Consider the following 24,275-nt stretch of genomic DNA (forward strand, 5'->3'; position numbering starts at 1 on the left):
CAGTTTCCGTTCGCGGGTGTCCAAACCGCCACATCTTCAGGCAACACTTACCGCATAGAGGGACCGCCGTCACGTTTCGCCCCATCGCGCGGACGTATAGTTCGGGGTCGTGATTGCCGGGATACGATGGGTATTGACGGCACGTCTACGGTCGCGTCCCCGGCCCGGCGCGACGGCCGGCGGTGGTACGCATGAATACGGTCGAACAGCACAAACAGGAGAAACACCCCCTCGACGTCGTCGAGGACGTCTACGCGTACGCCGAGGAAGGCCTGACCTTCGAGGAGATCGAGGACCGCGCCGGCGGCGGCGAGTGGGAGCGCCTGAAGTGGGCCGGCATGTACGCCCAGAAGCAGGCGGGCTACTTCATGATCCGGACCAAGGTCCCGGGCGGGAAACTCACGCCCGAGCAGGCCGAGGTCATCGGCGAGTGCGCCGCCGACTACGCCACCGCCCCCGAGGAGTACGGCGGCGCGGAACAGAACGAGCTCTGGGGCGACGCCTACCTCGACATCACGACCCGCCAGGACATCCAGAAACACTGGATCCGCGTCGAGGACGTCCCGGAGATGTGGGAGCGCTACGACGAGGTCGGCCTGACGACGATCCAGGGCTGTGGCGACTCCGCCCGGAACGTGCTGGGTTGCCCCGCCGCCGGGCTCGACGACCACGAGTGTTTCAACGCCCAGCCGGTCATCGACGCCGTCTCGGATTACTTCACGAACAACCGCGAGTACGCCAACCTCCCGCGGAAGTTCAAGATGACCATCACCGGCTGTGCCCACGACTGCGCGCAGTCCCAGATCAACGACGTCGGGCTCGTCCCCGCGAGGAAGGAGATCGACGGCGAGTACTACTACGGCTTCCACGCCCGCGTCGGCGGCGGCCTCTCGGACGGCCCGCGCATGGCCTCCGAACTCGACGTCTTCGTCCCGCCGGAGGACGCCGTCGAGTTCTGCCGCGCCGTCGCCCAGACGTTCAAGGAGATCGGCGACCGCAACAACCGCGGCGTCTGCCGGATGCGCTACCTCGTCGAGCAGCTGGGTCCCGAGAAATTCGAGGAGGCGATCCGCGACCGCTGTCAGGTCGATCTCCCCGCGGGCGGCGAGAACCTGACCGTCGGCTACCAGGGCGACCACGTCGGCGTCCACGACCAGAAGCAGGACGGGCTCAAATACGTCGGCTTCAACGTGATCGCCGGCCGCATGGGCGGCGACGAGTTCGCCGAGGCGGCCCGCGCCGCCAAGAAGTACGGCACCGAGGACGCCTCGATCCGCCTCGCGACGGACCAGAACTTCCTCATCACCCACATCCCCGAGGAGAACGTCGACGACCTCCTCGCGGAGCCGTTCGCCCAGGAGTACAGCCCCGATCCGGGGCCGTTCTCCCGCGGTGCGGTCGGCTGTACGGGCAACGAGTTCTGTAACTACGCGATCATCGAGACCAAAAAGCGCACCAAGCGCTGGGCCCGCGAACTCGACGAGCGTATCGACGTCCCCGACGACATCGAGGCCATCCGGATGCACATGTCCGGCTGTTCCGCGTCCTGCGCCCAGCCCCAGATCGCGGACATCGGCTTCCGCGGCGAGACCGTCAAGCTGGACGACGAAGACGGATCGGACATCGTCGAGGGGATGGACTTCGGGCTCGGCGGCTCGCTCGGTGCCGACAACGAGTTCTTAGACTGGGTGGAAAACGCCGTGCCCGCCCAGTCCGTGATCCCGGCCCTCGAGCAACTGTTCGAGGCCTACAGCGACGAGCGCGAGGACGGCGAGCGGTTCTACGAGTGGACCCGCCGCGTCGACAACGAGCGACTCCGGCGGATCATGCAAGGCGCTGACGCGCCGGTTGCGCGAGGTGTCGCCCATGGGGATTGATAGCGTGGCCGAACGTAGTGAGGCCTCGGACGAATCGAGCGGCAAAGCCGCGAGCCGCGAGGGCGAGCGAAGCGAGTCCTCGGATGGAGCGAGTAGCGCGGAGCGAAGCTCCGCGGACCGTTCGAGCGGGCGAAGTCCGCGAGAAGACGGCGAAGCCGCGAGCCGCAAGGACGAACGGCCCTTCCCGGGGGTTCCCGAATCGCGGACGGACGACGAGGAGACCGTCCAGTACCTCGAGCCGAACGGTTTCGCGTCCCGGTCGCACGAGGAAACCGCACCGACTCGTGACGGCGCAATCGCGACCGACGAGAACAGCGAGTCCTGCTCGCTCGACGACTGCACCTGCGGTGAGACGGCGGTCGACTCCGAAGCGGGGACTCCGCAGGTCGCCACCGACGGTGCGGGTGCCGCAAACGTCGACGAGAAGGGCGAACTCGGCGACCTCGAGTTCACCGAGCCCGCCGAGGGCGTCAGTCAGGACGTCTACGACGACGCACCCGATACTCGCGTCGGCGTCCCGGAGGGGGTCGACCTCGAGACGCCCGACTACTCCATCCGGTCGGAGATGAACGACATCGAGACGCCGGACGAGAAGACCTGGTTCATGGAACTCGACGAGGCGGTGATCCGGGAGGGTCGCTGTATCCAGTGTGGAACCTGCGTCGCCGCCTGTCCCTCGGACTCCATCGGCGTCGGCGCGGACGACCTGCCCAAGCTGGTGAAGATGTGCACCGGCTGTTCGCTGTGCTGGGACTTCTGTCCCCGCGGCGGGATGCGCTACGAGCGCCAGTGGGTGGTTACCGGCGGCGAGGACAACGTCACGGGCGCTGGCGACCCGATCACGGAGTTCTCCGCGAAGGTCGAGGACGACTGGACCGACCAGGCCCAGGACGGCGGCGTCGTCACCGGCATCCTCGCGACGCTGCTCGAGGAGGGCGAGATCGACGGCGCGCTGATCGCGACCGAAAGCGACGAGGAGCCCTGGAAGGCCGAGAGCTTCCTCGCGACCACCGAGGAAGAACTCATCGAGAACGCGGGTACCGTCTACAACCAGACCCTCGCGCTCGGCAACCTCGACCTGAAACAGTGGGAGCACAAGCTCCCGGACGAGGACTGGGAGGACCTCTCGCTGGCGCTCGTCGGTACCCCCTGTGAGATCGAGGGCATCCGCGCCCTGCAGAACTTCGACTGGGATTACCAGGCCCAAAACGAGGGCATCAGCGCGGTCGAGTACACGATCTCGCTGATGTGTACGAAGAACTTCAACTACTACAGCCTCATGGGCGAGCAACTCGAGGAGCAACGCGGTATCTCGCCCGACGAGATCGGCAAGATGGACGTCCTCCACGGCAAGATGATGGTCTACGACCACGACGGCGAGATGATCCTCGAAGAGGACGTCGAGAACTTCCACGACGCCGCCTTGAAGGGCTGTGACGAGTGTGCCGACTTCACCGGCTTCTGTTCGGATATCACGGTCGGCTCCGTCGGCTCCTCCGACGAGTACTCGAGCGTCATCATTCGCACCGAGCAGGGGATGAACGCCTGGGAATTGACCGAGCCGAACCTCGACTACCACGACTTAGAGGACCGTTCGGCCATCGGCAAGCTTCAGGGCTGGGACAAGAAGAAGGCCTTCGAGAGCCTCGAGCGGCCGTTCGACCCCGACGCGCCACGGTTCATCGACTACACGGATCACGCCGAGAACTACGGCACGGCGCTGAACCCCCACGATCAGGCGCACTGACGTGGTGCTCGGCGGGCAGTCCGTTCGGGTCGTCTTCTCGGGGGTCGGGCGGATCGGCGATCACCAATCCCCGGATCGGCGTCGTCACCGCGACGAAGCCGATCACGTGAAGAGCCGGACCGAGCCGACGACCACCCAGACGATGAGCACGTAGTTCACCACCGTCGACGTGAACGCGTAGAACGCCGCTCGCGAGACCGGATAGCCGGCGATTCCGGCCGGAATCATGATGAAACTCCCGACGTACGGCACCAGATTCGTGACGACGATTCCGGCCCCGCTGTAGCGGTGAAAGAGCCGTTCGGCGCGATCCAACTGCTCGTCGGAGACGGTGACGCGAGGGATCGATCGCACCGCGTCGACTCCGTAGACCGCAGCCACCCAGTAGATCAGCAGTTGTCCGCAGGCGTATCCGACCGACGCCACGAGAATGCCGAGTACGATCGTGCGACGCGACGCCGAAATAGCGACGAGATAGCCGGGGAGAAAGACCGACGTGGGAAACAACTTGCCGATGATCGCGCCCTTGACGACGAACAGCACGAACAGCGCGGGCAACCCGAACGAAAGCAGGAACGAGTATCCGGCGTCGACGACCGTTTCGATCATGCCACGTCTGTTACTCGTTTTCTGTCGGCAGATCGTATCCCTGTTTCGTTTTCGACACCTTCCCGTCTGAAGAAGATTCTACGGCCAGTAGTCGGCGAAGTCGAGGTGGTTTCGATACTGTCGCCGTCGATCGCGGCGTCAGCGTCGATCACAGCGTCGGTTTCGAACGCAGCGTCGAAGCCGCCTCGTGTACCCGCTCGATTTCGACAGGCGCGGGTTCCACGACTACACGAACTACGCCGAGCATGACGACACCCTGTTGCACTCACCGGGGAAACAGGAACTCGTTCCGTCCACGTTCTCAGCACGGTTCCGGTCGTCGCTAACTCGGTACTGCTCGCTCTTTAAGTGGTTCTGGTCACAAAGTGAAGATACGACGGGAAATCGTCATTCTCCGCGTTTTCGAGTTCGTAACGATTGCTACCTCCAGCGCCGGTTCTCGATACCGCCGTCGACGATAGAATCTCGAGCGGGTCGACTGTGTCTGGGCCGTTGACTGTCCGACCGATCCGCGTGAGCACAACCGCTCCTCCTTTAAGTGCCTCTGGTCACAAGGTAGAGCTATGACGGGAAGTCGCCGTTTTTCGTACTCTCGATCCGCAGTCGCTACCGTCGGCGTTCACGATCGCTCGCCTTCAGTCTCGGATTCCCTCCGTCCGTACTGACGAGGACTCGACGGTCCTTTAAGTGTCTCTGGTCACAAGGTGAAGATACGACGGACGAACGTCGTTCTACGGTACTCACCGTTCGCTAGCCGGCGGTCTCGAGCCGGCCGTTGTTCGTTTTCGATCACGTCCTCGAGCATTCGGGATAGACGAGCCCCCACAATGGTCCGTTCCATGACCGTCCGCGACGACTGACCGGTTCGATCGTGGTACCACGACTCTCGGAACCCTTATCCCCGTACCGAGCCTACGTCTGTTTGTAATGGCAAACGGTAAGGTTGACTTCTTCAACCACACTGGCGGCTACGGTTTCATTTCGACGGACGACGCGGACGATGACGTGTTCTTCCACATGGAAGACGTCGGCGGTCCGGACCTCGAAGAAGGCGAAGAGATCGAATTCGACATCGAACAGGCCCCCAAGGGCCCCCGCGCGACGAACGTCGTCCGCAACTAACTCCGTCCCGCGGCCGTCGGTTCCGACGGTCCGTACGGAACGCGTTTTTTGAGCGATCACGTACTCGAGAGCGGTCGCGCTCGAGTCGCAGTCACCCCTCCTCTCGAGTATCCTCCTCGAGACCGCCGTGGATTCAGCGGACTTATCCCGACGCGAGCGAACGCTCGGACTGCTATGGACGACGCGTCGGACCAGCGCGTTCGCGTCGCGGAGCCCTCGGACGCCGGGGCCATCCGCGACATCTACGCGCCATTCTGTGAGTCGTCGGCGGTCACGTTCGAGGAGACGCCGCCGACGGAAGCCGAACTGGTCGAGCGCATCGAGTCGACGCTCGAGACCTATCCGTGGCTCGTCTGCGAGCGCGAGGGGGAGGTCGTCGGCTACGCGTACGCGAGCAAACTCCGCAAGCGCCGCGCCTACCAGTGGGTCGTCGAACTGTCGGTCTACGTCGCCGCGGACGCTCGCGGGACCGGCGTCGGTCGGGTCCTTTACGAGTCACTGTTCGACGTGCTCGAGCGACAGGGCGTTTGCGACGCCTACGCGGTGACGACGCTGCCGAACCCGGCGACGGTCGCCTTCCACGAACGGCTGGGGTTCGACCGGGTCGTCGACTTCCCCGCGATGGGCTACACGGAAGGCGACTGGCACGACGTGGCCTGGTGGCGTCGCTCGATCCACGAGAAGGCCGACGATCCGGAGCCGATCACGCCGTTTTCCGAACTCGAGTTGGTCGACGTCGACGCCGTCGCTCGATCGGACGAGTAGGGTCGCTGGTCACCGGTGCTGACCGAACTCGCTTCGCAGCCTCCCTGCCGCGGTTTGGCCAGCGCGCCGTCGAACCACTCGGTCTCGAGCCACGCGAGCCGACCGACGATCCGGAGCCGATCACACCGTTTCGGCAGCTCGTGACGAGTCCGAGTTTTCGTCGGAACGTTACGTCGCAGCGGGGAGGATCGAGCAGTCGCCACTCCAATCGTGGCTGTGGCAATACCATCAGCGGTTTCGCGAAATTGATTGAACAACTGTTAAATGCGGCAATTAGACAACTACCAGTGAGATCGATGACGGGGGAACGAAACACGTCCGACTCCGTCGATCCGCCCGAACGAACTCGGGACGACGAGTCGGGGAGCGGGATCGACGACGTCGAGGTCCACGCGACGGCGCTGGAGAGGGCCGAACAGCACGTCGAAGCCGCCGACGAGCACGGCGCAGCCGGTCGGTTCGACGCCGAAGACCAGCACCTCGCGGAACTGGCGTTGTTGGCGTCCGAAACCGACGATCCCGACGTCCGGACGGCCTACGCTCGAGCACTGGTAAACGCGACCGATTACGAAAACCGCGACGGAATCTACGATCTCGAGACGGATTGCCGTCGGCTCGAGGAGAACCGATCGACGCTGGAACGGTTTTACGAGGACTACCCGGAGAAATCCATCGCCAGACGACTCGCACACGCCGACAGGCACCTCGCAGTTGCGAGAGCGAAGCTCGAAGCCTTCGAGGAAGCCCGACGGCGACGAACGGCGATACGGAACCTGTACGACGAGCACGGAGGTGACGAGACGATCGCCGAACACCTCGCGGCAGCCCTCGCCGGCGAGGCGAAAGAGCACGCACGCCACAGCGACGACGAGGGTCCCTGCGCAATGACCGAGCGGAACCGACGGCGAGTCGAGGCGCTCTACGACGACCATGCGACCGACGGCGTCGCCAGCGCGCTCGCGTCGCTGTATTCGGACAAGACGGTGTCGGCGAAGACGCTGGACGAAAAGCAACGGTGGCTCGACCGGCTGGATGCTCTCTACGAGGATCATCCGACCGACGACGTCGCTGGACACCTGGCCTGGGCCCGCTCCGTACGGACGGGCGCGATCACGCGCGCTCGTCTCGAGGCCGTCGAAACCGAGACCGAACGCCTGGAACGACTGTACGAAAATCGTTCGACCGATGCCGTCGCCGCCGGGGTGGCGCGGGCGCTCGACGACGTGCTGGACTGTCAGTTAGCGCGTGACGACCGAACGGCCGCAGGCGGGACGATCGACCGACTCAGGGAGTACTACGAGTCCCATCGGGACGAGTCCGAGGTACAGGAAGCGCTCGCCCGATCGCTCCACAAACTCGCGGAGGCGTACGCGAACGCGGGCTCGCTCGACGCAGCCGAGAACGTACTCGAGGATCTAGAGAGGCTCTTCGATCGCCACCCGGACACGAAGTGGGTGTGGGGGAACTACGCGAACGCTTGCCTTGCGGTCGGACACGCACACGTCGAAGCCCGCAATCTCGGTCGCGCGCGGGAACTCATGGAGCGCGATGCCGTCCTCGAGTGGCACGACGACGAGGAGTACGAGGAACTGCTGGGGATGGTCCGGCAAACGGAGACGGTCTCCGATCCGGATGGCGTTTTACTCCCGGTTTCCCCGATCCTGGTGTCGTTCTATCTGTCCTTCCTGATCATGTACGTCCCGAGGTACGTAGGCGGGATCGACCCACCCTTCAACGGCGGGATAGACGTCGTCGACCCGTTGCGACTGCTCAGCGATTCCACGACGGCCGTCGGTGGCGTTCGGACCGTCGAGTTGGCCGCTCTCATCGTGATCGGCGTGAGCGTAAGCTTCGCGATACGGTGGCTGGTTCCCGAATACGGTATCACCCTCTCGTTCGGGAAGGTGGGGACGTGGTTCAAACGCAAGAGTAGCCACGACCCCATCACCATATACGCGATAATCGGGGGATTCGTCGGTTGCCTGTACAGCCAGCCCTCGGAACTCCCGCCGCTGGCAGCAACGATGCTTCTCATGCCGGTCATTGCGCTCGGGACGGTCGTACTCGTTCGAGCGCTGGCGGTGGCGAACGTCGCCGAGCGACGGTAGGCACACCGGCCCCGGCTCGGACGTGCCGCCGTCGATGCTGTCGGTCAATCGAAGTCGCTTAGTGTCCTCCCCGCCGCCGTTTCGGGCATGGAGCCGTCGAACTACGGCACGTATCTCGTCACCCAGGCGTCCCTCTCGGAGGGGCGCTCGACGACGCACGTCGTCGAGGCGGCGATCGAGGGTGGCGTCGACGTCGTACAGCTTCGTGAGAAGGACACCGACGCCCGCCATCGGTACGAACTCGGCCGCGAGCTACGCGAGCTGACCGCCGAGGCGGGCGTCGATCTGATCGTCAACGATCGGGTCGACATCGCGGAGGCGATCGACGCCGACGGCGTCCACCTCGGGCAGTCGGACCTCCCGGTGGCCGTCGCTCGAGACCTGCTCGGTCCCGAGGCCGTCGTCGGCTGTTCGGCCTCGACGGTCGAGGAGGCCGTGGCGGCCGAGTCCGCGGGCGCGGACTACCTGGGCGTCGGGGCCGTCTACGGGACGACCTCGAAGGACGTCGAGGCGGACAAGAACGGCCTCGGTACGGACCGGTTCGCCGAAATCGCCGACGCGGTCTCGATCCCGGTCGTCGGTATCGGCGGGATCACGGCCGACAACGCCGGTCCCGTCGTCGAGGCGGGGGCGGCGGGCGTCGCGGTCATCTCCGCGATCACCGCCGCCGAGGATCCGCGGGCGGCGACCGAGGCGCTCGCCACTGCGGTCGAAACGGCGAAAGGGGACGGGGCCGAAGGGGAGAGCCATGACTGATCCAGCGACGATCGACGCCTCCGGCGACGCGCTCGCGGAATCGCTCGCGGCGCTGGCCGAGACGGAACCGCTCGTCCAGGCGCTGACCAACGCGGTGACGATCAACGACGTCGCGAACGTCATCCTCCACTGGGACGCGCTCCCGGTGATGGCGGACACGCCCGGCGACGCCGGCGAGATGGCCGACCTCGCGAACGCCGTGTTGCTCAACATGGGCCAGGTCGCCGAGAACCGCGTCGAGGCGATGGTCGAAGCCGGGGAGCGGGCCAACGAACGGGGCGTCCCGGTCGTGTTCGACCCCGTCGGCGTCGGCTCGACGCCGACCCGCGAGTCGCTGGCCGAACGGCTCCTCTCGGAGCTCGAGTTCGCCGCCATCAAGGGTAACTACGGCGAGATCAGTGCCCTGGCGGGCGTCGAGGCCGACGTAAAGGGCGTCGAATCAGTCGGCGAGTACGACGAGATCGAGGCGACGGCACAGTCGGTCGCGGAGTCGACCGGTGCCGTCGTCGTGGCCTCGGGCGTCGACGACGTGGTCGCGACCGCCGACGGCGCGGTCCGCCTCGAGGCCGGCCACGAGATGCTCGGCGAGGTCGTCGGTACCGGCTGCATGCTCGGGGCGACGGTCGCGGCCTTCTGCGGCGCGCTCGAGGACGACCCCGCGGCGGCGCTGCTGGGGACGCTCGCGTTCGGCGTCGCCGGCGAGCGCGCGGCCGCGATGGATCACCGCGGACCGGGCAGCTACCGGACGAACTTCCGCGACGCCGTCGCCGGCCTCACCCCCGAAGTCGCGCGCGACCTCGCGCTCGAGGAGCGGGTCCGCCGGGTCGAGTGATCGGCGACTCGCGGCGGCCCGCGACGGCTGTCGACGGGTCTGGCGCTCACTCGTCGAGCAGCCACACGAGGCCGAGGACGGCGGCACCGAACAGCACGAGGGTGAGCAGCAGTTCCGAGACGACGCGCAGGTTGTCCGGGCCGGCACCGACGCTCACGAATCCCGCGGCGATGACGACGATCGCGGCGACGAGCAGTTGGTTCGTGGCTTTCCGACTCGAGAGCCACGCGTCGATCGAATCGGCCATCGGTTCTCACGTGTTACGTCCGTGACGTAACGGTTTCGAAGCTCGAGCGTGCCGATCACTCGCCTACGTCCCGCCAGTCGGGAGCCGTCGAGAACTCGCGGTCGGCGGCCTCGTCGAACGCTTTCAGCACGATCTCGTTCAGCGCCGGGTGGACGTGGACCGTCTCGGCTACGTCCTCGACGGTCCCGTCGGCGCGCTCCATCGCGAGGACGACCTCGTGGATCAGTGTCGCGGCGTCGGGGCCGACGACGTGACAGCCCAGGAGCTCGCCGTCGGGAGCCGCGAGCACCTTGACGAACGCCCCCTCGGCCTCGAGGAGCAGTCCCTTCGGCGCGGCGTCGTAGCCCACGAGCGTGGCCTCGTACTCGCGACCCGCGTCCTCGAGGTCGCTCGCCGTGTGGCCGACGCTGGCTACCTGCGGGCTGGTGAAGACGGCGTGGGGCATGGCGGTGTAGTCGACCTCGCGGCCGGCATCGTCGAGAACGTTGGCCGAGACGACCTCCGCCTCGTAGTCGGCGGCGTGTTTGAACGGCTGTTCGCCGACCACGTCCCCCAGCGCCCAGACGTTCTCGGCGGTCGTTGCGAGCGTCGCGTCGGTCTCGAGGTGTCCTTTGTCGTCGGCCTCGATCCCCGTCTCCTCGAGGTCCAGCGTATCGGTGTTCGGCCGGCGGCCAGCCGCCACGAGCAGTTCCTCGGCCTCGAGGTCGACCGTCTCCCCGTCGTCGGCCGTCGGGGCCGCCGTGACCGCGATCCCCCCGTCGCTCGCGGCGACCTCGCCGGCCTCGTAGCCGGTGTAGAGGTCGCATCGGCGCTCGAAGGCGTCGGTGACGGCCTCGCTCACGTCGTCGTCCTCGCCCGGGAGGAGCCGGTCGCTGCGGCCGACGATCGAGACGTCCGTACCGAGGGCGGCGAAGAAGTAGCCCAGTTCGACACCGATGTAGCCGCCGCCGACGACGACCAGGTCGTCGGGTCGCTCCTCGAGGAAGAGCGCGTCGTCGCTCGTCAGGAAATCGGCGTCCTCGAGGCCGTCGATCGGCGGGGTCGTCGGCCGGGAGCCGACGGCGATCACGACGTGCTCGCCGCGGATCTCCTCCGGGTTCTCGGTCCCCGCGCCGTCGGTCGGGTCGATCTCGAGGGTGCGGTCGTCGACGAACCGCCCCTCGCCGCGGTAGAGAGTGACGTTCTCGCTGTCTTCGAGGTTTCGTTCCTGCCTGGCGGCCTTCCGGTAGACGAGGTCGTGGATCGACGCGGTGATCGTACCGTAATCGACGCCCTCGAGTGTCGCCTCGAGACCGAACCGCTCGGCACGGCCGATCGCGTCGGCCACGTCGGCCCGGTGCAGCAGGGCCTTGGAGGGAACACAGCCCCGGGTGATACAGGCCCCGCCGAGCGGGCCGGGTTCGACGACGGCCGCCTCGAGGCCGCGCTCGGCCGCGGCCGTCGCGACCTGGCTGCCGGAGCCGCCGCCGATCACGACGACGTCGTACTCGGTCATACGCGCGACGACCACGGACGGCCGCCTAAAAGCGATCCCTGCGAGTCGGTTACGACCGACTGGGGGGCTCGTGGCGTCGCCGTTCGCCCTCGCTCCCGTCGGCGTCTCCGCCGGAGTCGTCGGCGACGGCGTCCACTCCGGAACCCTCGAGACCGCCGTCGCCGTCGCGGACGTTCCAGTGGAGACCGACGCCGACGGTGTCGTCGACGAACGGGACCCGCGACGTGTCACTGTCGGCGTCGACGCGATCCGGCGGTGGGACCGTAATCGACTCGCCGTCGACGACGAGTCGTACGTCGGTCGCCGTCGGCAACCGTTCCTGCAGTTCCGTCACGGTCGCGACGGGGTCGCCGGCGGTATCCGTCGGACCGGAATCCTCGTCGTCGACGGGAACGCCGCCGATTACGGGTTCGATCGAGACGTCCTCGCTCCGGTTCGAGAGTACGGCGTTGACGGCCGCGCCGACGAGGATGACGAGGCCGCTGACGTAGAGCCAGGACATCAAGACGATGATCCCGGCGAGCAGGCTGTTCTCGGCGTTGGTCGAACTGTAGGCGACGTAGAGCCGAAACAGCGATTCGGCGGCCACGAGACCGATCGCGGTGACGGCCACGCCCGGAACCGTCTCGACGACGGCCATATCGTCCTCGTCCGGGAAGAGGTAGTACATCGGGACGATCGCGACCGCGACGGCGAGCACGAGCACGAGTCGCTGGACGATCCAGCCGACGGTGCCGCCGGGGCCGGAGAGGCCGCCGGGGGTAAACACTTCGATGGCGGCGACGGCGGCGACGACGGCCGTCACCGTGGCGAGTACGACGAGCCCGTCGCGCAACTGGTCGACCATCGTGTTCTCGGCCTGGGTCTCGTAGATGTCCGAGAACGCCATATCGAGACTCCGGAAGATGCGCAACGCCCCCCAGGCCAGCGCGACCAGTCCGATGGCCGAGGCTCCGGCCGAGGCCGACTCCAGTTCCGCGACCAGTACGTCCGCCGCGCCGGGGGTCAGCGCCGCGCGGGTGATCGACACCAGCGCCTCCTCGAGTCCCTGGGTGCCGGCACTGCCGAGGATCGCGAGCAAAAACAGCAACAGCGGCAACAGCGAGAGGAAGGCGTTGTAGGCGATGCTGCCGGCCATGAAGGTGACGCGTTCGACCTTCAGTTCGTGGACGAGCGCCCGCAGCACCTCCTCGACGCGGTCCCGCCGAACGTTCATAATTTCCGATAGCCGATACGCTCACATAATCGCACCGGAACGCCGCGTTCTGCGAGCACCGAGAGACCCTACAGCCAGTCGTCGCCCGGATCGTCGTCGGTCGCCTCGAGGTAGGAGTCGACGGCCTCCGCGAGATTCTCGATCGCTTCCTCGGGACTCTGTCCCTGGCTCGAGACCTGCGTCTCGAGGTCGTCGGCGATGTGTAGACCGTGTTCGTTGACGCGCATGCGGACGTCGGCGTCGGCCAGCGGTTCGTAGTCGGCCGGATCGACGTCCAGATCCGCGAGGTCGAGCACGTCGTCGGAGCTCATAGCCGACGATTGGCGACGTCGGCAGAAATACGCACCGACGTGGCTCGAGGGTCGGGTCGCGTTCGCCGTCTTTCGGTCACCTATCCGATCAGCTTCTCGTGGAACGACGGCACGAGGTCGAACGCCGCCGCGGCGAAGGCGAGTCCGAGGCCGACGGTGGCTCCGCCGACGACGTACTCGAACCCCGTCGACCCCTCGAGCAGGCTCGTCGCGCCGGCATAGAGGAAGACGAGCGCGAACCCGAGCAAGGCAAGGGTCGCGAGCACGTCCAACAGCGCGTCCTTGACCGCAGCGTGGACGACGGTGTACAGTTCCTCGCTGGACACGCCGACGGGTTCGCCGCCGTCGGGCTCGAGGTCGGCATCGGAGGGCATACGTGGTCGTATCCCTCCGCCAATGATAAGGCTGTTGTCATCTGTACCGGGGCCAGCCGACGACGATCAAATATCTGCGAGTACAAACACATATTATTCTCGCAGTCGTAGGACGAGGCGTGACCGAGTTCGATCCCGTCCCCGATCGGGAGGCCATCGACGCGGTCCGGGAGCGGTGGCGAGAGGGGGCGGATACGTTCGATCGCGTTTACGAAACCGCCCTGGGAATCACGGAGCCGACGAGTTACGACGAGATCGCGCGGATCGCCGACTGTTCTCCCAATGCGGCGAGGAAACACCTGGATCGACTCGCCGACATGGGCATCGTCCGTGCCCATCGTGACGTCCAGCCCTTCCGGTACGAACGCAACGACGGCTACCTCGAGTGGCAGGAAGCGAGTCGTATCGCCGAGGAACGGACCGTCGACGAGATCGTCGACCGCGTCGCGACGCTCGAAGCCGAACGCGAGGCGTTCCGCGATCGGTTCGGCGCGTCCGATCCGTCGGCGGTGTCCGCCTTCGACCCCGACGACGCTGGCGACGACCACGACTCGGTCCACGAACGGATGGAACTGCTCGGCGACTGGCGAGCGATCGAGCGGGAGATTCGCCTCTACGACCTCGCCCGCCGGATCGCACAGAACGACGGCCACCTCGTTCCGGTGTAGGCCGATGTCCGAAGGACCCGCCGACGAGGGGCCGTCGACCGGACCACCCGATCGACGGACGCTTCGCGCACTCGAGCGCCGTCTCGCGGCCGAGCCGCTCGTCGATCGAACGACGTTCGAACCGAGCGGTGACGATCCCCGCGCCCTCGAGGCGACGCTCGATTCCCGTCGCTATCCGCCTACGGTCGAGTCCGCGCGGCTCGACGTTCGCTGGTTTACGACCGGCGATTTCACGTTTCACTACGTCGAAACCGCCGAGCACGAGCGGTGGGAGTGTCACTGGGATCGCCATCCGAACGCCCACGACGCTCGCTTCCACTTCCACGAACCGCCCACCGCCGAGACGGTTACCGACCTCGAGTTGCCGTCGCTCCATCCGATCGACGTCGTCTCGACGGTCCTCGCGGCGATCGAAACCAGGATCGAGGACAGCTGGTCGTAGCTCGAGGGGCGAGTACGCGACCGCAGTCCGCCCCGGTTCGTCGGTCGCAACCCTGAGTACGACCTGTCGGTCGTAGAAAAAGCCTTTAACGCCGTCGCCCCGTACTCCGAGCAAATGGTACTCGACGATCTCGGCAGTTCGCTCCGGGGCACGCTCGACAAGCTCCGTGGCAAGTCCCGGATCAGCGAGGAAGACGTCGAGGAGATCGTCAAGGAGATCCAGCGCTCGCTGATCTCCGCCGACGTCGACATCACGCTGGTCCAGGAGCTCTCGGACAACATCAAAGAACGCGCACTCGAGGAGGAACCCCCCGCGGGCACCCCCGCGCGGGACTTCGTCCTTCGTATCGTCTACGAGGAACTGGTCGATCTCATCGGCGACTCGACCGAACTTCCCCTCGAGGAACAGACCATCCTCCTGGCGGGCCTGCAGGGGTCCGGGAAGACGACCTCCGCCGCGAAGATGGCCTGGTGGTTCTCCACGAAGGGGCTACGCCCTGCGGTCATCCAGACGGACACCTTCCGGCCCGGCGCGTACGACCAGGCCAAGGAGATGGCCGAGCGCGCCGAGGTCGACTTCTACGGTAATCCCGACGCCGAGGATCCGGTGCAGATCGCCCGCCAGGGCCTCGAGGAGACCAGCGAGGCCGACGTCCACATCGTGGACACGGCGGGTCGCCACGCGCTCGAGGACGACCTGATCGACGAGATCGAGCAGATCGAGGGCGTCGTCGACCCCGACACCTCGCTGCTCGTGCTCGACGCGGCGATCGGGCAGGGAGCCAAGGAGCAGGCCCAGCAGTTCGACGAGTCGATCGGCATCGACGGCGTCGTCATCACGAAGTTAGACGGGACCGCGAAGGGTGGCGGCGCGCTGACCGCCGTGGACCAGACCGACTCGTCGATCGCCTTCCTCGGGACCGGCGAGGAGGTCCAGGACGTCGAGCGGTTCGAACCCGACGGCTTCATCTCCCGACTGCTCGGGATGGGCGACCTCGCCCAGCTCGCAGAGCGCGTCGAGCGCGCGATGCAGGAGACGGACATCGAGGAAGAGGACTGGGACCCCGAGGACATGTTGCAGGGCAACTTCACCCTGAACGACATGCAAAAGCAGATGGAGGCGATGAACAACATGGGGCCGCTCGACCAGGTGATGGACATGATCCCCGGCTTCGGCAGCGGGATCAAAGACCAGTTGCCCGACGACGCGATGGACGTCACCCAGGACCGGATGCGACGGTTCCAGGTCATCATGGACTCGATGACCGACGCGGAGAAGGAGTACCCCAAGGCCATCGGGCAGAGCCAGATCGAGCGCATCGCCCGCGGGTCGGGTACCAGCGAGGACGACGTCCGCGAACTCTTAGACCAGTACAAGATGATGGAGCGGACGATCAAGCAGTTCCAGAACATGGGCTCCGAGCAGGAGATGCAGCGCATGATGAAACAGATGGAACAGCAAGGCGGCGGTGGCGGTATGGGCGGGATGGGGCCGTTCTGAAGTCGCCTGGCGTTTTCTCCCTGTAGCGGTGTCGGACGCGGCTTTCACGGTTCTGCTCGCGGGTATCGTTCGATCCTTTCTGGACCCATCGCCAACTGTAACCGGGACAGAAGATATTCGTTCGACCGACCCAAAATTCTGGGACGATCGTATGGATAACAATCGCCGGGGTGTGACGAGACGTCGCGTACTACTGGGCAGCGTGCCGGTACTACTGCCGACGACTGGTTGTTTGGGATCGCTCGACGCCGACGACAGCGACGATACTGGTGGCGGTGACACGCAGTTCGAAGACGTTGCCGTACTGGGTACTGCTGAGCCGTATTCGATAGCGGCGACCCCCGAACGTGAATACGAGTATTTGGAAGACGACGAGGCGGTTCGCATCGAGTACGATGACTCGTCCGAGAGAACGATGTCGTTCGACGAGTGGGGGCGGCGTCGAGCGACAGCAGCCGCTGCCGACGAAATGCGGTCGTTACTGTCCGATGAGGGCCTAGCAGATGCGGGGGCCTCGATGGGCGTAATAGAACGGGACGATATCGATGAAAGCCGAACGAGTCGAGACCCGGATCCGTCGCTGTTCGACCGAGAAGTGGATATCGGGGTCACCGTCGCTATTGATTACCAGTACGGGGGCGAAGAGCTGGTGAGAGAACCCGAAACCGATTTCGACACGTTAGTCGAGAGTATTCCGCCTTATATTGAGGTGACGATGCTGTTTGAAGAGCGAAATTATACGGCAGACGTCCCTATCCTGTGTTGGAAACACTACGCAGATCGAACGGAACTGGACGATGTTTGATGCGACGAGACGGGGCTGGGGCCCCGAGCGCATTCGAATCGCCGTTCCAACTGATAGCAATTGCAGACGTTTTCCCTACTACGATTCGGCTTCCGACGGCAACTCGTCGATCAACACGACCGCGTCGCCCTCGAGGACGCACGACCTCGGTTCGATGTCACATTGCCTCTCTCGACGTCGTCCCGTCTCTACATATCAGTTCACTCGGCTACTGTGATCGGATTTGCCACTATTGATTCGTCACACTCTCGAGTGTACTCGTCAGCGTCGATCGTTTCCCAGACGGGTATTCCGTGGCCATCTGAATCGATCCGATAGGCTATCTGCATCGCGTACTCGCCCAGTTCTTCCTCCGACTCGATCGTTACCCACTCCGAATGGGTATCCATACGCAGGTGGACGCGGAATTGACCCGGTTCGTCGGGCCACTGCCGTGGAATCCATTTCACTTGATCCCGTCCGTCTTCCCCGCGACCGTCGATAGTATACGACTTAGAGAGGATTTCCTCGTCCTCGTATTCGACACGGACGTGAACAGTATGCGGCCGAGTGTCTCCGTTCACGATCTCGATACAGCCGAGAAGAGGGTGGTCAGTAGAAAGAACGGAGGAGACACACCCGGAAAGCAGGCTGGCAAGCAAAGGCGTCGTCGCCTGGAGGGTCGTTCGACGGGAGCGCATAATTTTTCTCTTGGATGGACGGGAATAAAATTTGACTACTTGATGGCGCTGTTCCGATGAGAGTTGCGAACGGGAACGAAATGACTCGTGAGCGAGTGGCCCGTGAGCGATGTGCTGACACCTGGTTCCACGAGAAAACACTGCTTCAGCGGGTCACCCGCTTTCCAGCACGACTCCCGGACAGTTGCTATGAAGCGGCCGTGCATATTCCCGTGGACGAGTCTCTGTAACGTCCAACACTAGTCGTCGACGTCCGACGGTACCTCGTCGATCAACACCACCGCGTCGCCCTCGAGCACGACCGTCTCGTTCTCGTCGGAGACGGTCGTGTCGATCCGGTACCTCGAGCCGCCGAGGTCCTCTGAGACCTCGCAGACGGCGGTCACGCGGTCGCCGATCGACAGTGGCGCGAGGAAGCTACTCTCCTGGGAGAGGTAGATCGTCAGCCCCGGCAGGCGGGCCAGGGCTGCGCTGACGATGCCGTTTGCCAGCACGCCGTGGACGATCCGCTCGCCGAAGCGGGTTTCGGCGGCGTAGGCGTCATCCAGGTGGACGCGGTTGGTGTCGCCGGTGACCTCGGCGAACGCCTCGACGTCGTCGCTCGAGATGGTTTTCGTGAAGCGGGCCACGTCGCCCACCGAGACGGTCGACTCGTCCTCGCCGCGGTACTCGAACGCCCAGTCGTCGCGCTCGTACTGGGTGTCGGTCCGGACCCGTCGGCGGGGCCGCTCGGCCGCCGCCCGCTGCTGGCGGTGGACCAGGTGGGGGACGTAGTACGACAGCTCCGAGGTCGTGACGATGCCCACGAGCTCTCCGGGGTCGCCTGCAGTCTCGTCGACGACCGGCAGGTGTTCGCGGCCGTCCTCGCGCAGCGCCGTGGCCGCCTCGACGATGGAGGCGTCGGACGTGATCGTCTCGAGCGGCGTCGACATGGCCTCGGCGAGGGAAATCGAGCCGAAGTCCTCGCGGTGACAGAGCCGGGTCGCAATGTCGCCCTCCGTGACGATGCCTACGGGGGTGTCGTCCTCGGTGACGACGACGGAACTGACGCCCTCGTCGCGCAGCAGGCGGGCCGCGTCGGTCGCGCTCGCGTCCGTCTCGGCCGTCACCACGTCGCTGACCATGATCTCGGCGACGGGGATGGTGTCGTGCATGTCGACGGCTCTACGCGGTGGCGCTATATCGTTCCTTGGCCGTTGCTCACGACCTGCCTCGAGCGGAGTCGGACGTGCTATTGCGTCGAGAACGGCGGTTCGTAGCGGTACCGGCTCGAGCGCTACGCGTCGACCGGCTGGCCGTCCTCGGTTGGCGGCGCGATGTGGTCGATATAGCCCTCGACGCTCGGATCGTCGACGCGGACGCGGACGGTGATCTCGCCGAGTTCGTCCGGTTCGCCGACGGAGAAGTTGACCCGGCCCTCGAACGCGGCCTGTTTCTTCAGGGCGAAGGCGAAGGCGTCGCCCTCGCGATTCGAAAAGAACTCGCCGCGGGCGGTGTCGAGGATCTCCTGGCGGTACAGCAGGTCCGAGAAGTGCTCCATCGAGTGGGTCTCGCCGCGGATCTCGCCGAAACTCTCCTCGAGGTCGGCGTTCGGGAAGATATTGGTGATCGCGTCGGCGACCCGGCTGGTCACCTCGGTGTCGTAGACCGGGGCCGTGATCTCGACGTCGACGCGGTAGATCTCGCTCATCGTCGGGCCTCCGTGGCTTCGTCGGGTCGCTCGAGCGCTTCGTCGCCCTCGCTGGCGGCCGGCCCCTCGCGGATGATCGCCCGAATCCGGTCGTGGAACGCCTCGAGCGTGTCGGTGTTCTCGACGACGACGTCGGCCCGGGCCATCGCGTCGTCCATCCCGAAGCCGCGCTCGCGCTCGTCCCGGGCCGCGAGGGGTTCGCCGCCGTCGTCCGCGCCGGCGTCCCGGCCGCGGGCCTCGATCCGCTCGGCGCGGACCTCGAACGGGGCCTCGATGCTGACGAGGGTGAAGTTCTCGTCGAAGCGTCGCTCGAAGGCGTCGACCTCGACGTCCGAGCGAATGCCGTCGACGAGGACGACGTCGTGGTCCTCGAGGCGGTCCTCGATCATCGGGAGCGACCGCTCGGCGATCGCCGCTGGGCCGTGTTCGTCGCGTAGCGCCTGTGCGACCTTGCCGTGATCCTTCGCCGGGTCCAGCCCGCGGTCGGCCGTCTCCTGGCGGACGACGTCGCCCATCGTGACCACGGGGATCCCTTCCTCGCGCGCGACGGTGGCGGCCTCGCCCTTCCCGCTGCCGGGCAGTCCCACCGTTCCGATGACGTGCATCGCCGGCTAGTACCGGTGACGGGCGCTTAAGGACTGTGCCTTGCCTCGGTCGGTGGTCTGTCTACTCGAGAAACGCGTGCTGTAGTGATCGTTGCGAACACTACGAAAGCCCCTGTCAGTCCCTCCCCGTGTCGCGAGGTCGGTCTGCAATCGCGAGGGGAAGAAAGCGGTCGATGATAGCGTATCCAGTGCCAGATTCGTGCTCGAGAGCCCGCTCGAGCGTTCAGTTCTCTGTCGACTCGGAAAGCAGGCGTTGGAGGAACGCTCGACCTTCGACGACCTGCGTTCTGTCGTCGACACCGACTGCGGTCAACACGTCTTCGATCGCTCGGTGGGCGACTCGGTCGCTCACCAGCACGGTAACGTGTCTCGGTTCGTTGCTGGCGTACTGGTACGCGAGCCCGGCGAGAACGGTATCCGTTTTTTCGATCTGGTCTTCTGTGACGTCGTCCGCGGACAGTTGCTGCATTCGATGCCGCGTTTTATCCACGACCGTCGAAACCCGGGGGATGGAAAAGTCGATCGTCGCCGACTCGAGCCATCCGGCCTCTCGTGCGTGCTCGAGCCGATCGCGCTGATAGCCGTAGTCGTCCGGACTCTCCCCGAGTTCTTCGGCGACCCGTTGTGGGACGCGGACGGTGATATTTCGACGGCGAACGAACCGTTCGAACGCCTGGCACTTCTCGTTCGTCGGCCCTCCCATCGCGAACAGCACACTGCTATCGATCACGATGGTGCTATCGGGCGGACTCTCCGCCGCCGACATTACTCCGATCGCTCCAGATGCGGGTCGTCTTCGGCTACGTCTTCGATGACGTCCTGCAGTGCGGTGAAGACGGTCATGCCTTCGACTGGATGGACGCCCAGCCTGTTCGCTGCCGTTCGCTGGGTGAGTTCCCCGTTTCGTATTCGACGCGCGTAGTGAAGTGCCCCAGCCAGCTTGGCGATTCCCTGTCGATCGACGAAGACGCGGAGGTCCTCGTCCTCGAGTTGCCGACCGATCGCCTCGACGAGCGTCGGTGACGCGGTGACGGTTCCCTGGTCGGTTTCGATCTCGAGGTGAATCGGCGTCGCGGTGACGGTCGCCGGTGACTCCTCGTCGTGACGGGTGAGCACGCCCATCTCCTCGAGCTGGCCCACGTACTTGTACGTCGTCGAGTGGGGCATCTCGAGGTCCTCCTTGATCGCCTCGATTTCGACCGGTCCGTGCTGGAGCACGTAGCTGTACAGTCGAGCCAGCTGCGGGGAGTTCAGCAGCTGAGCGTACGTGAGTAGATCGTTGACTGGCCCTTCGGGATCCCGCGGCGACGCCAGATGATCGTCGACCGACATTCGAATACACGTTCTATGTATCGTGTATTAAGCTTTCTCCCGGAGTTCTCGGCCCCCTCGAGACTTTAGGGCTCGAGGTGGACGCGGATCGCATGCGCCTGTCCACGACGGTGATCCTCGTCGCCGTTCTCCTGATCGTGCTCCCCATTCCGGTCCTGCCGCCGTTCGTGGGGTCGACGATCGGGATCGGGCTGTTGTTGCTCGGCCTGTTCCTGCGGTTCATGGACCTGTGAGTCTACGTGGGGACGTGGGCGATATGTGGACTCACAGCCCGCCGTGTCGGTTCCACAGCGGGGAATCCACACCGCTTAAGCCGTTCGGTCGGTGAGAAGAACTCGAGGGCACGTAGCTCAGTCCGGATTAGAGCGTCGGACTTCTAATCCGACGGTCGTGGGTTCAAATCCCATCGTGCCCGTGCAACGAGTCGCGGAGTGACGAGTGAACCGGCACGTGGGATTTGAAGTAGACGGCGGCGAGCGATAGCGAGCCGACGGCGTAGTTCAAATCCCATCGTGCCCCCTCAGAACCGTTTTCAGAGACGCTATTTCGAATCGTGCTACCATCTCGAGGGTAGCCTAGGACGCCGACCGACTCGAGGAGCGCCTGGTCAACCTCGGTGAAATCGTTACCGAGCAGGGCCGCGGCTTCGCGATCGCGCCCCGGTACCGCTGCCTGGAGTAGTGGCAACACTATCGTTCTGGCTTATTTCACTATTTTGTGGTTGCGTTTTCCAGAATACCGGGGATCCTGGCGGGTGCGGTCGGGGCCGATACTCGATAACGCTGCGTTCGGCCCCAGCCGCACTCATCCCGGAATCCGATCCGACGGGTCAAATTCCGGGTTAGTGGGTAAGGCCAAAGCTCCAAATCAACTGCCCGCCTTCGTACCGCTGCCATTCGATTGCGTGGATTCTACCTTTATATCGGAACACTAAGATAATGTGAAATGAAACATAATGGCAAGAGAACGTGAGAGGTGTGGTACTACAGACAGGTGGGAGAGAACTTCGGCTAAGGCCAAACACACAAATTAACGGCTACGCCACTGTGCTGTTGACAATAGCTACGATAATATTTTCCATCATTCAGTAGTGCGTCCCATCTCTGGTAGTGTATCTACTCATTGGTGCGTTCGGCTTGTAGAATGAGCTTGCCACGCTCAGTAAGCGAGTACACCTTCCGCCGGTCTTGCTCTTCGACCTCGACATAGCCGGCCTCTTCCAGTTCCTGTAGGTGTTCATACACTGTAGGTCCTTGTCTACCGAGGTCCTTGGCGAGTGCGTAGCCGTGGCGGGGCTCTTCATCAAGTAGAGTGAGTATCCTACGCTTCGCGTCCGTCAGCGTTAGCCCCATCTTGTCTTGGGGTTTGCATGGGTCGTTGATAAGCGATGCATACCCGAATGTCTATGCATAGGTGACCGACTACTTATTAGTGAAGATGGTGCAACAGTCAAGTACCCAAAGTGGGAAACGAGAGATCAATCAGATGTACCTCGTTGATCTCGGACGGGTGGTGTCGAACGCCGACATCCAAGAAGATGTCCTAAACGCGACAGAGGGGATCTGGAGTGCTATCTACGATCGCATGGACCCGACCGAGACATTGTGGGTCGTCGCGCCGAACGCGTACCGAGACGGCCGGATGTGGCCTGTTGCAATGGCGGTAGCTGATTACGCCAGAGAAGAATCAGGGCTCTCCCTGAAGAACACGATAACAGTCCACCGGTGGGAGGACCGTGGCGGCGATATGGAATCAGCATATGATGAAATTCTGTTCTTCGTAAAAGACAAACGGAAGTATCAGTTCTACAAGGACGATATTCGGGTGGCACACGTATACGAAGGGAACGAATGGGGAGGCGAACGTGAGGAAGGTAACAGCGCCTACCACGACACTAAGGTTCGCCGATACAATCCAGACGGCAAGGACCCGGGCAACGTCTGGCTAGATGAAGACCGCACGCAGACAGATAACCAAGAGGTCGACGAGGTAGAGACAATACCACTTCGCGAGGCGCTCCGCCGGTGTATTCTCGTGGGCTCCGATGAAGGCGAAACCATCTATACACTCTGGACAGATGATATTGAAGGTGTTTTCTCCGAGGAGGAACGCGTTGCTGAACCACTTGATGCGACCGCGCTACGTGAAGAGGTGAACGAATAGATGGTTGACCTTGACGCAATCGACGACCTCGAAATTCACTGGAGTACGAGCGAAGAGATGACCGAGGTCGAGGATGGCACTGTACAGTCGGTTATCACTTCACCACCCTACTGGGACCTCAAGGACTACGGACACGAGAACCAAATCGGAACGGCCGACGAGTCGTACGAACACTACCACGACCGAATGGAGGCCGTTTGGAGCGAGTGTTACGACGTACTACGCGATGACGGAACGATGTGGGTGGTCGTTGATACCGTCATGGAGCGTGGCGACCTCCGACTCCTTCCGTACCACATTGCTGAACGGGTTGAGGATGTTGGATTCGTTCTCCAAGATATGGTCACTTGGTACAAGCCTACCGCTATCGCCGGCATGACCGACCGCAACGTGGTGAATAAGAAGGAGTACGTTGTCTACCTCTCCAAGTCGAAGGACCACAAATTCCGCGAAGAAGAGGGACAGAACGGGCTCGAAGACCCTGCTGTTGCGGAAGAACACCGTCTTGGTAATTTGTGGCGGCACCCGGTCAAGCGAGGGACTGTAGGCCAGAACGTACTCCATCAGGCCCCTTACCCGACATCGCTCATCGACCGCATCGTCAAGGTTTCGACGGACCCCGGCGATACAGTGCTTGACCCGTTCTTCGGAAGTGGAACAACCGCAGCTTCTGCTCTCGAACTCGATCGCCGATGTATTGGCTACGAGCTGAACGAGGAGTTCCGAGACGTTATCTCTGAGCGGCTCGCGTCGTTACAGCAACGCTCGTTAACTGAGTTCTAATATCCTCCAGTTTCTTATCTGAATAACTGTAATGTGCATACGGACTCTCTCTGTTTCACCTAATTCTCAAATACCAGGTATATTACTACCATAGGTGTAGCCCTATGCATAGGAAAACAGGGATTCATAGATTATTTCGCCGCAGGAT

At 64.0% G+C, this 24,275-nt stretch carries 27 protein-coding genes and 1 tRNA gene; 15 read left to right on the plus strand and 13 right to left on the minus strand.

Annotated features, from left to right (window positions below):
- Nucleotides 1-191: 191 nt before the first annotated feature.
- Nucleotides 192-1,877 carry a nitrite/sulfite reductase gene (locus TX79_RS18235; RefSeq protein ID WP_049929081.1) on the plus strand — a complete coding sequence of 562 codons (1,686 nt, stop codon included), beginning with the start codon at nt 192-194 and terminating at the stop codon, nt 1,875-1,877.
- Complete coding sequence (locus TX79_RS18240; RefSeq protein WP_049929082.1) at nt 1,867-3,624, plus strand: Coenzyme F420 hydrogenase/dehydrogenase, beta subunit C-terminal domain; 1,758 nt, start codon at nt 1,867-1,869, stop codon at nt 3,622-3,624. Before TX79_RS18235 ends, TX79_RS18240 begins: the two co-directional genes overlap by 11 nt.
- A 102-nt stretch (nt 3,625-3,726) precedes the next feature.
- Here TX79_RS18240 and TX79_RS18245 read toward each other — a convergent pair whose 3' ends face one another.
- Nucleotides 3,727-4,233: a DedA family protein gene (locus tag TX79_RS18245; protein ID WP_049929083.1), complete on the minus strand. Its 507-nt coding sequence runs from the start codon at nt 4,231-4,233 to the stop codon at nt 3,727-3,729.
- Nucleotides 4,234-5,160: 927 nt separating this feature from the next.
- Between TX79_RS18245 and TX79_RS18250 the strand changes: the two genes are divergently transcribed.
- The 5 genes from TX79_RS18250 (at nt 5,161) to thiM (ending at nt 9,816) form a co-directional block, all read left to right on the plus strand.
- Nucleotides 5,161-5,355, plus strand: a complete 195-nt coding sequence (locus TX79_RS18250; RefSeq protein WP_049929084.1) for a cold-shock protein — start codon at nt 5,161-5,163, stop codon at nt 5,353-5,355.
- A gap of 174 nt (nt 5,356-5,529) precedes the next feature.
- Complete coding sequence (locus TX79_RS18255) at nt 5,530-6,120, plus strand: GNAT family N-acetyltransferase (RefSeq protein ID WP_049929085.1); 591 nt, start codon at nt 5,530-5,532, stop codon at nt 6,118-6,120.
- Between the two features lie 296 nt (nt 6,121-6,416).
- Entirely contained in the window at nt 6,417-8,228 is a 1,812-nt protein-coding gene (locus tag TX79_RS18260; protein WP_049929086.1) for a hypothetical protein, read from the plus strand.
- Nucleotides 8,229-8,315: 87 nt separating this feature from the next.
- The gene (thiE, locus tag TX79_RS18265) at nt 8,316-8,984 is read left to right on the plus strand and encodes a thiamine phosphate synthase (RefSeq protein WP_049929087.1); all 669 of its coding nucleotides are present in this window, start codon (nt 8,316-8,318) and stop codon (nt 8,982-8,984) included.
- The gene (gene thiM / locus TX79_RS18270; RefSeq protein WP_049929088.1) at nt 8,977-9,816 is read left to right on the plus strand and encodes a hydroxyethylthiazole kinase; all 840 of its coding nucleotides are present in this window, start codon (nt 8,977-8,979) and stop codon (nt 9,814-9,816) included. The genes thiE and thiM overlap by 8 nt, the downstream gene beginning before the upstream one ends.
- Before the next feature lie 46 nt (nt 9,817-9,862).
- Here thiM and TX79_RS18275 read toward each other — a convergent pair whose 3' ends face one another.
- The 5 genes from TX79_RS18275 to TX79_RS18295 form a co-directional block, all read right to left on the minus strand.
- Entirely contained in the window at nt 9,863-10,063 is a 201-nt protein-coding gene (locus tag TX79_RS18275) for a hypothetical protein (protein ID WP_049929089.1), read from the minus strand.
- A gap of 55 nt (nt 10,064-10,118) precedes the next feature.
- Nucleotides 10,119-11,558 carry a dihydrolipoyl dehydrogenase gene (locus TX79_RS18280; protein ID WP_049929270.1) on the minus strand — a complete coding sequence of 480 codons (1,440 nt, stop codon included), beginning with the start codon at nt 11,556-11,558 and terminating at the stop codon, nt 10,119-10,121.
- A 49-nt stretch (nt 11,559-11,607) separates the two neighbouring features.
- The gene (locus TX79_RS18285; protein WP_081655646.1) at nt 11,608-12,774 is read right to left on the minus strand and encodes a YihY/virulence factor BrkB family protein; all 1,167 of its coding nucleotides are present in this window, start codon (nt 12,772-12,774) and stop codon (nt 11,608-11,610) included.
- Nucleotides 12,775-12,842: 68 nt separating this feature from the next.
- The gene (locus tag TX79_RS18290; protein WP_049929090.1) at nt 12,843-13,085 is read right to left on the minus strand and encodes a type II toxin-antitoxin system HicB family antitoxin; all 243 of its coding nucleotides are present in this window, start codon (nt 13,083-13,085) and stop codon (nt 12,843-12,845) included.
- Nucleotides 13,086-13,165: 80 nt separating this feature from the next.
- Nucleotides 13,166-13,459: a hypothetical protein gene (locus TX79_RS18295; protein WP_049929091.1), complete on the minus strand. Its 294-nt coding sequence runs from the start codon at nt 13,457-13,459 to the stop codon at nt 13,166-13,168.
- 119 nt (nt 13,460-13,578) lie between these two features.
- Here TX79_RS18295 and TX79_RS18300 point away from each other — a divergent pair, with 119 nt between their 5' ends.
- From TX79_RS18300 to TX79_RS18315, 4 genes are all read left to right on the plus strand, one after another.
- Nucleotides 13,579-14,127, plus strand: a complete 549-nt coding sequence (locus TX79_RS18300) for a winged helix-turn-helix domain-containing protein (protein WP_049929092.1) — start codon at nt 13,579-13,581, stop codon at nt 14,125-14,127.
- Nucleotides 14,128-14,131: 4 nt separating this feature from the next.
- The gene (locus tag TX79_RS18305) at nt 14,132-14,569 is read left to right on the plus strand and encodes a hypothetical protein (protein WP_049929093.1); all 438 of its coding nucleotides are present in this window, start codon (nt 14,132-14,134) and stop codon (nt 14,567-14,569) included.
- A 114-nt stretch (nt 14,570-14,683) separates the two neighbouring features.
- Complete coding sequence (locus TX79_RS18310) at nt 14,684-16,069, plus strand: signal recognition particle protein Srp54 (protein ID WP_049929094.1); 1,386 nt, start codon at nt 14,684-14,686, stop codon at nt 16,067-16,069.
- Nucleotides 16,070-16,301: 232 nt separating this feature from the next.
- Nucleotides 16,302-16,874, plus strand: a complete 573-nt coding sequence (locus tag TX79_RS18315) for a hypothetical protein (protein WP_154660592.1) — start codon at nt 16,302-16,304, stop codon at nt 16,872-16,874.
- Between the two features lie 200 nt (nt 16,875-17,074).
- Here TX79_RS18315 and TX79_RS18320 read toward each other — a convergent pair whose 3' ends face one another.
- From TX79_RS18320 to TX79_RS18345, 6 genes are all read right to left on the minus strand, one after another.
- Nucleotides 17,075-17,554: a hypothetical protein gene (locus TX79_RS18320; protein WP_049929096.1), complete on the minus strand. Its 480-nt coding sequence runs from the start codon at nt 17,552-17,554 to the stop codon at nt 17,075-17,077.
- 239 nt (nt 17,555-17,793) lie between these two features.
- Nucleotides 17,794-18,708: a CBS domain-containing protein gene (locus tag TX79_RS18325; protein ID WP_049929097.1), complete on the minus strand. Its 915-nt coding sequence runs from the start codon at nt 18,706-18,708 to the stop codon at nt 17,794-17,796.
- A gap of 122 nt (nt 18,709-18,830) precedes the next feature.
- Nucleotides 18,831-19,244 carry an RNA-binding domain-containing protein gene (locus tag TX79_RS18330; RefSeq protein WP_049929098.1) on the minus strand — a complete coding sequence of 138 codons (414 nt, stop codon included), beginning with the start codon at nt 19,242-19,244 and terminating at the stop codon, nt 18,831-18,833.
- The gene (locus tag TX79_RS18335; protein WP_049929099.1) at nt 19,241-19,849 is read right to left on the minus strand and encodes an AAA family ATPase; all 609 of its coding nucleotides are present in this window, start codon (nt 19,847-19,849) and stop codon (nt 19,241-19,243) included. The genes TX79_RS18330 and TX79_RS18335 overlap by 4 nt, the downstream gene beginning before the upstream one ends.
- 223 nt (nt 19,850-20,072) lie before the next feature.
- Nucleotides 20,073-20,615, minus strand: coding sequence for a hypothetical protein (locus TX79_RS18340; RefSeq protein WP_049929100.1), 543 nt, complete (start codon nt 20,613-20,615; stop codon nt 20,073-20,075).
- Entirely contained in the window at nt 20,615-21,181 is a 567-nt protein-coding gene (locus TX79_RS18345) for a DUF7437 domain-containing protein (RefSeq protein WP_049929102.1), read from the minus strand. The genes TX79_RS18340 and TX79_RS18345 overlap by 1 nt, the downstream gene beginning before the upstream one ends.
- 92 nt (nt 21,182-21,273) lie before the next feature.
- On the opposite strand from TX79_RS18345, the gene TX79_RS19775 reads away from it, so the two are divergent.
- Entirely contained in the window at nt 21,274-21,414 is a 141-nt protein-coding gene (locus TX79_RS19775; RefSeq protein WP_195892534.1) for a hypothetical protein, read from the plus strand.
- Nucleotides 21,415-21,520: 106 nt separating this feature from the next.
- A tRNA-Arg gene (locus tag TX79_RS18350) sits at nt 21,521-21,596 on the plus strand.
- A gap of 700 nt (nt 21,597-22,296) precedes the next feature.
- On the opposite strand, the gene TX79_RS18355 is transcribed toward TX79_RS18350, so the two are convergent.
- A complete protein-coding gene (locus TX79_RS18355) occupies nt 22,297-22,533 on the minus strand; it encodes a PadR family transcriptional regulator (RefSeq protein ID WP_049929103.1) in 237 nt (78 codons plus the stop codon).
- 61 nt (nt 22,534-22,594) lie between these two features.
- Here TX79_RS18355 and TX79_RS18360 point away from each other — a divergent pair, with 61 nt between their 5' ends.
- Together TX79_RS18360 and TX79_RS18365 are read left to right on the plus strand one after the other, a co-directional pair.
- A complete protein-coding gene (locus TX79_RS18360; protein ID WP_230198617.1) occupies nt 22,595-23,344 on the plus strand; it encodes a DNA methyltransferase in 750 nt (249 codons plus the stop codon).
- The gene (locus TX79_RS18365; RefSeq protein WP_049929106.1) at nt 23,345-24,127 is read left to right on the plus strand and encodes a DNA-methyltransferase; all 783 of its coding nucleotides are present in this window, start codon (nt 23,345-23,347) and stop codon (nt 24,125-24,127) included. It abuts the gene before it with no gap.
- Nucleotides 24,128-24,275: the final 148 nt, after the last annotated feature.

It is taken from the genome of Halopiger goleimassiliensis, from assembly GCF_000455345.1.
GTDB lineage: Archaea > Halobacteriota > Halobacteria > Halobacteriales > Natrialbaceae > Halopiger_A > Halopiger_A goleimassiliensis.

Bases quoted from the DNA above. Each gene is read 5' to 3' on its own strand.
- TX79_RS18290 (WP_049929090.1), bottom strand. From the start codon at position 13,085: ATGAGCTCCGACGACGTGCTCGACCTCGCGGATCTGGACGTCGATCCG.
- TX79_RS18235 (WP_049929081.1), top strand. From the start codon at position 192: ATGAATACGGTCGAACAGCACAAACAGGAGAAACACCCCCTCGACGTC.
- TX79_RS18295 (WP_049929091.1), bottom strand. From the start codon at position 13,459: ATGCCCTCCGATGCCGACCTCGAGCCCGACGGCGGCGAACCCGTCGGC.
- TX79_RS18280 (WP_049929270.1), bottom strand. From the start codon at position 11,558: ATGACCGAGTACGACGTCGTCGTGATCGGCGGCGGCTCCGGCAGCCAG.
- TX79_RS18255 (WP_049929085.1), top strand. From the start codon at position 5,530: ATGGACGACGCGTCGGACCAGCGCGTTCGCGTCGCGGAGCCCTCGGAC.
- TX79_RS18340 (WP_049929100.1), bottom strand. From the start codon at position 20,615: ATGTCGGCGGCGGAGAGTCCGCCCGATAGCACCATCGTGATCGATAGC.
- thiE (WP_049929087.1), top strand. From the start codon at position 8,316: ATGGAGCCGTCGAACTACGGCACGTATCTCGTCACCCAGGCGTCCCTC.
- TX79_RS18285 (WP_081655646.1), bottom strand. From the start codon at position 12,774: ATGAACGTTCGGCGGGACCGCGTCGAGGAGGTGCTGCGGGCGCTCGTC.
- TX79_RS18250 (WP_049929084.1), top strand. From the start codon at position 5,161: ATGGCAAACGGTAAGGTTGACTTCTTCAACCACACTGGCGGCTACGGT.
- TX79_RS18320 (WP_049929096.1), bottom strand. From the start codon at position 17,554: ATGCGCTCCCGTCGAACGACCCTCCAGGCGACGACGCCTTTGCTTGCC.
- thiM (WP_049929088.1), top strand. From the start codon at position 8,977: ATGACTGATCCAGCGACGATCGACGCCTCCGGCGACGCGCTCGCGGAA.
- TX79_RS18305 (WP_049929093.1), top strand. From the start codon at position 14,132: ATGTCCGAAGGACCCGCCGACGAGGGGCCGTCGACCGGACCACCCGAT.
- TX79_RS18260 (WP_049929086.1), top strand. From the start codon at position 6,417: ATGACGGGGGAACGAAACACGTCCGACTCCGTCGATCCGCCCGAACGA.
- TX79_RS18240 (WP_049929082.1), top strand. From the start codon at position 1,867: ATGGGGATTGATAGCGTGGCCGAACGTAGTGAGGCCTCGGACGAATCG.
- TX79_RS18245 (WP_049929083.1), bottom strand. From the start codon at position 4,233: ATGATCGAAACGGTCGTCGACGCCGGATACTCGTTCCTGCTTTCGTTC.
- TX79_RS18345 (WP_049929102.1), bottom strand. From the start codon at position 21,181: ATGTCGGTCGACGATCATCTGGCGTCGCCGCGGGATCCCGAAGGGCCA.
- TX79_RS18355 (WP_049929103.1), bottom strand. From the start codon at position 22,533: ATGGGGCTAACGCTGACGGACGCGAAGCGTAGGATACTCACTCTACTT.
- TX79_RS18365 (WP_049929106.1), top strand. From the start codon at position 23,345: ATGGTTGACCTTGACGCAATCGACGACCTCGAAATTCACTGGAGTACG.
- TX79_RS19775 (WP_195892534.1), top strand. From the start codon at position 21,274: ATGCGCCTGTCCACGACGGTGATCCTCGTCGCCGTTCTCCTGATCGTG.
- TX79_RS18335 (WP_049929099.1), bottom strand. From the start codon at position 19,849: ATGCACGTCATCGGAACGGTGGGACTGCCCGGCAGCGGGAAGGGCGAG.
- TX79_RS18310 (WP_049929094.1), top strand. From the start codon at position 14,684: ATGGTACTCGACGATCTCGGCAGTTCGCTCCGGGGCACGCTCGACAAG.
- TX79_RS18330 (WP_049929098.1), bottom strand. From the start codon at position 19,244: ATGAGCGAGATCTACCGCGTCGACGTCGAGATCACGGCCCCGGTCTAC.
- TX79_RS18275 (WP_049929089.1), bottom strand. From the start codon at position 10,063: ATGGCCGATTCGATCGACGCGTGGCTCTCGAGTCGGAAAGCCACGAAC.
- TX79_RS18325 (WP_049929097.1), bottom strand. From the start codon at position 18,708: ATGCACGACACCATCCCCGTCGCCGAGATCATGGTCAGCGACGTGGTG.